1 protein-coding gene is annotated in these 720 nt (G+C 66.0%); it reads left to right on the top strand.

Features of this window, described 5'->3' with window-relative positions:
* Positions 1 to 720, top strand: a 720-nt coding sequence (locus A5707_RS24120) for a glycosyltransferase (RefSeq protein ID WP_331713136.1), incomplete at both ends; no start/stop codon positions are given.

The following is a 720-nucleotide window of genomic DNA, read 5'->3' as shown; positions in this document are numbered from 1 at the left end:
CCTGGCCGACGGCGCAGACCTCCTGGTCACATTTCTGAATTTCGAGCCGCCCGCCGCCAACGTCGCAGAGTATTACGACATCCCGTTGGCCACGCTGCATATCTCCCCGGTGCGAGCCAATGGACAGTATCTGCCATTCCTGCCACCATCGTTGGGCCGCTACGCACTAGGGCTGTTCGAGTGGGCGAATTGGCGTGGAGTGAAGAAGTACGACGACGCGCAGCGCCGTCAACTAGGTCTGCCGAAGGCCAAAGGCCCCGCGCCACGGCGGATCACCGAAGCGGGGTCACTGGAGATCCAGGCCTACGACGAGGTCTGCTTCCCCGGGCTGGCTGACGAATGGGCGCATTGGGATGGCCGCCGGCCCCTTGTCGGGGCGCTGACGATGGCGTTGCCCACCGAGACCGATGACGAGGTCGCGTCCTGGATTGCCGCGGGACCACCGCCGATTTGCTTCGGCTTCGGCAGCATGCCGGTGGAATCTGCCGCTGACACGATGGCGATGATCAGCGGAGCATGCGCGCAGTTGGGTCAGCGGGCGTTGCTGTGTGCGGGCGCGAGCGACTTCAGCCATGTCCCTGAGGTCGAGAACGTCAAGGTGGTGGGCACGATGAACTATCCGGCCGCCTTCCCGGCCTGCCGCGCGGTCGTGCACCACGGTGGTGCGGGTACCACGGCGGCGAGCCTGCGTGCCGGGGTGCCCACGTTGATCCTGTCCAC

It is taken from the genome of Mycobacterium kyorinense (genome assembly GCF_001672775.1).
Lineage (GTDB): Bacteria > Actinomycetota > Actinomycetes > Mycobacteriales > Mycobacteriaceae > Mycobacterium > Mycobacterium kyorinense_A.
This window is presented reverse-complemented; position numbering and strand designations above follow the sequence as displayed.